Origin of the sequence: Streptomyces adelaidensis, assembly GCF_016598475.1 — a bacterium.
Taxonomy (GTDB): domain Bacteria; phylum Actinomycetota; class Actinomycetes; order Streptomycetales; family Streptomycetaceae; genus Streptomyces; species Streptomyces adelaidensis.
Genome location: NZ_JAEMUX010000183.1, coordinates 1 through 3,998, shown reverse-complemented (window position 1 = coordinate 3,998; position 3,998 = coordinate 1). Strand labels below are relative to the sequence as shown.

Annotated in this window: 3 protein-coding genes; all 3 read right to left on the bottom strand. The window is 67.8% G+C overall.

What is annotated here, in order from left to right; all coding sequences use genetic code 11:
• Positions 1-81 precede the first annotated feature (81 nt).
• The 3 genes from I8N67_RS40975 to I8N67_RS40965 all read right to left on the bottom strand — a co-directional run bounded on the left by I8N67_RS40975 (position 82) and on the right by I8N67_RS40965 (position 3,879).
• On the bottom strand, positions 82-525 hold the full coding sequence (locus tag I8N67_RS40975) for a DUF6262 family protein (RefSeq protein ID WP_200309395.1): 444 nt from the start codon (positions 523-525) through the stop codon (positions 82-84).
• Positions 515-2,437, bottom strand: a complete 1,923-nt coding sequence (locus I8N67_RS40970; protein WP_234047079.1) for a tyrosine-type recombinase/integrase — start codon at positions 2,435-2,437, stop codon at positions 515-517. The genes I8N67_RS40975 and I8N67_RS40970 overlap by 11 nt, the downstream gene beginning before the upstream one ends.
• Before the next feature lie 323 nt (positions 2,438-2,760).
• Entirely contained in the window at positions 2,761-3,879 is a 1,119-nt protein-coding gene (locus I8N67_RS40965; protein ID WP_200309394.1) for a tyrosine-type recombinase/integrase, read from the bottom strand.
• Positions 3,880-3,998 lie beyond the last annotated feature (119 nt).

Below are 3,998 nucleotides of genomic sequence, written 5' to 3'. Positions count from 1 at the left end.
CTGCCCTTATCTTGAGCTTGCGCGGCTCGTAGGCTCCTGACCTTGTGTGATGCGTGGTGGACGGTGTTCTCGACGTGCTCGTCAGCAGGGTCCGATGACGGCGGAAGATTTCTTCTTCGGCGTGTCGCCGGGGCGGCGTGGGAGATCGGCGGTGCGTTGTTCCCCGAGAGCAAGGGCTAGGGCTTCGCGCAACTCCCGGTTTTCAGCTTCCAGTTGGCGGCTTCGCTCGGTGGCGGTCTCCAGGCGCCGAAGCAGGGAGGCGTCGGAGGCCCGTTGCCGTTCAGGAGTCGTGCGGGCTGCGGGGGTGGGACGGTGGCGGGCGCGAAGCCGCTCGACTTCAACTCGCAGGTCGGACTGGTTGTAGAGCCAGGATCTGGAGACGCCTGCTTCGCGGGCGAGGGTCTCGAAGCTGATCCTGGTGCCTGCAGCGTCCATTCGCCGCAGGGCGGCGACCGCGCGCCGACGGGTTGCCGTGGCCCGGCGTCGGGCGGCGGCGACGATCAGGTGGGAGTTGTCAGCCGGCATCCGCTGCCGCCTCGTTGTCCTGGACGTCGTCCATCTCGCCGATCATGCGGTCAAGGTTGTCGGCGACCTGCTGGTTCATCTCGGCGACGCGGGTGTGGCCGCAGCTCTTCGCATTGTCGATCAGTGTCAGGGTGCGGGTGTGCTGCTCGCGGAGCTCGGGCAGGAACTCGGGCCCGGTGATGAAGACGGGGCAGGTCAGGCAGGCGTTCGCGTGCGGGCAGGTCTTCTGCACGGGCAGTCCGCAGTAGCCGTTGGGCAGGGTCTGGGTGGCGATGCCGTAGCGGGTCTTGGCCCACTGGGCCTGATCGAGCGGCCCGCCGGGGTCGAGGGCGACGCGTTCGCCTTTGATGTTGACCTTCATCGCGGCTTCCCAGCGGCGGCGGACGGTCTGGTCGGTGATCCTCGCATAGTGGGCCGTCATCCTTGACGACTCGTGATCGAGGAGAACGCGTACGACTTCCTGAGGGACGTCGCGGTTGATCAGGCGGCAGGCAAAAGTGTGCCGCCATTGATGGGGCGTCAAACTGACTGGCTGGCCGCGTTCGTCGCGGATGTCGCAGGTCGCAAGCCATCGGCGGAGCATCTGCCGGTAGCTGCTGTCGGACATCCGCAGCTTTCCCGAGGCGTTCGCGTGCGGCCGGGGAAACAGGACGCCGGTGCCCTGGGGCCAGCGGTCAAGGACACGCTGCTGGTGGTCGTGGATGGCCTGCTCGAGTTCCTCGTCGATCGGAATGGCAGCTTCGCGCTTCATCTTGGTGTTGAAATATCGCAGGTAGGGGGCGTCTTGGCCGTCGTGGAGGAGGCAGTCGAAGTCCAGGCAGATGACGCTGGAGATCCGCAGGCCGCCGCGGATGAGGATGAGCGTGATCAGACGGCCGGACGGGTTGTCCCAGCGGTCCAGGTTCTCCTCGGCTTCGACCTGGGCCATGACGTGCTCGGCGAGCCGTCGGGAGGCCGTGGCCGTCGGCTCGGGCGGGATGTCGCCGGGGTAGAACGCGGCGGTGCCCGGCAGTGAGTCGTCCCAGCCGTTCTGCCGGATGGCCTGGAAGAAGAGATTCAGGTTGCTGATCCTGCCCTTCTTCAGGCCGTGCCCGCCGGGCTGGGAGGCGACGTGGGCGAGGTGACGCTCCAGCAGCCGGCGGTCGATGTCGGCAAGACGGGAGATGCCGACGTGGGTGAGGAAGCCGTCGAAGCAGACCAGCGCGTCCAGGCCGGTGTGGGCAGCGGTGATGCTCAGCCCTCCGGTGAGCCGCAGCCGCAGCCACCGCTTGGCCAGTTCCCGCAGCCACGGCTGACCGATGCGTTCGAAATGCAGCCGGACCCGCGGTCTGGGGACCGTGGCGGTGGCCGGGGTCGTGATGCCCGGCAGCCGTTCCAGTCTCCATACGTCGCGGTGGTACTCGCTCTCCCATCCGGCGCCGTCGCGCAGGACTTCCAGGGCGTCACGGACCTCGATCAGGAAGAGCACCGGCTCGCGAACCCGGCCCGAGGCCGCACTGTGCCGCCACTGCTCTTCCGTGAGGTCCATCAGCGACGCGACCCCAGCGGCCCGGGCGAGACGGACGGCTTGTGTGACGGTGCGCGGTGGTGTCGTGCGGCGGTGTGCATCGGCCCGGCACTGCAGTCCGTACTGAAACTCCAGCGTCAACTGGCGCGGCAGGCCGCGCAGGTCGATGTGAGGGCTGCCGACCAGGTCGCAGTCCTGGATGAAGCGGTCGGGGTCGCAACGGCCGGCGATGCGGTCCCACCGTTCGTGGTGACTGTGGCAGAAGAACTTGCCCGGGGCGTCGACGCCCAGAGTGCAGAACGTCAGCCGGCACTCGGCGACCGGGGAGGGCAGCACCGGGGCAGCCCACTGCTCCAGGTCGGGGCGGCCCGCCCGGGCCCACCGGTCGTAGTGTCTGGTGCACATCTTCTGGGCAGAGCACCCGTAGCGGCATCCAGGAATACGGCACGACGGCAGCGGCCGCCGTCCTCGCACTGGTGGGCCGGCCGCGGCCAGGAACTCGGCCATCTCCGGGCGGCCTTGATGCCGCCACCTGATCACGTGCCCGTTGCACAGACCTCGTTGAGCAGCCACCCGGTCGCAGTCGGCCACCGCGCAGGGCGGTGCGATGAACACCGGGTCGTCCGGCGCCGGGCGGTAGATCTCCGTGCGGAACTCAGTCCGGACCGTAGCCAGCAGGTTCTCCAGAAACCTGGCCCGCCCCGGGCTGAAGAGGGGAACGGGGGAGGTCACAGCTTCACCTCCCGTCCGGTGAACCAGCCCGCATCCTCAAGAGTCCGCCGGGCATCCTCGACGGTCAGGTGCCCATACGTATCGATCGTGGTGCTGATCGAGGCATGCCCGAGGAGCTCTTTGACGTTTTCCATGCCCGCGCCGCGACGCAGCAGCCAGGTCGCGTAGGTATGGCGGTACTGGTGGGGCTCGAACGAGATACCGGTGACCTTCCGCAGCCTCCTGACCAGGTCATAGACGGCCGGGTAGGCCCAAGGATGCCCGTGCGGTTCGGCGAAGAGATTCACGAAGACATAGTCGGAGTCCAGGGCGCCGTACTCACGGTGCAGATAGTCGGAGTACAACCTCATCAACTCCGCGCTCGCCGGGACGGCCCGGGTGCGGCCGGACTTTGCGCGGGCCCGGTTGTCGTTGGTCCGCGGCATCACGGTCACCTGCTTTTCGGCGATCGCGATGTCGTCGTGCCGCAGCCCCAGGGCCTCGCCGATGCGGACCCCGGTGTCCAGCAGCAGGGCGAACAGCAGCCGGTCGCGCAGATGCTCGCAGCCGTCCAGGATCTTCTGGGCCTGGGCGGCAGTCAGGACGTGAGGCCGTTTGCGGCCGGCCTTGAGCTTGATGGTCCTCGTCCGCTCAGGCTTGCCAGAGGCGATGTGCTGCAGGAACGGCTTGTAGGAGGTCGCCGCGGACCGATGCCGTCCGGCCGGGCGCATCGTCACGAACAGGCCCGCGACCTCGACCCCGCTGCGGGCGTGGAACTCGTAGAACGTACTCACCGCGGCGAGCTTGCGGTTCACGCTGGACGCCGTGCAGTGATGTTCGACCGTCGGCAGCACCGCCACCTTCCCGCTCCGGGCCGGCGGCGGCAGCCTCAGCCAGGCCACGAAGGCAGCGATCGCCTCCAGATCCACCGCTTTCCAGTCCAGATCGCGGCCCTCGAGGTAGCTCCACCAGTCCTTCAGGTCGTGGGCATACGCCTTGACGGTGTTCGGCGACCGCTCGATCGCCGACAGATACGACAGGAACGACTCCACCGGACCGACCGGCCGCAGATCATCCCCCAGCAGCGTCCACGACTCCGTCGTCGACCCGGGCATCAGCACCCGTTGCACGCGCATCGCGCCTCCAGCTCCTTCGTGATGGACGGCGGCAGATAACCGCATCCAGCACGGGAGTTGGGGGACTTTCAGAGTGCTTCACGCACATGAAGGACACGCAAGTTCGGGCTCAAGATAAC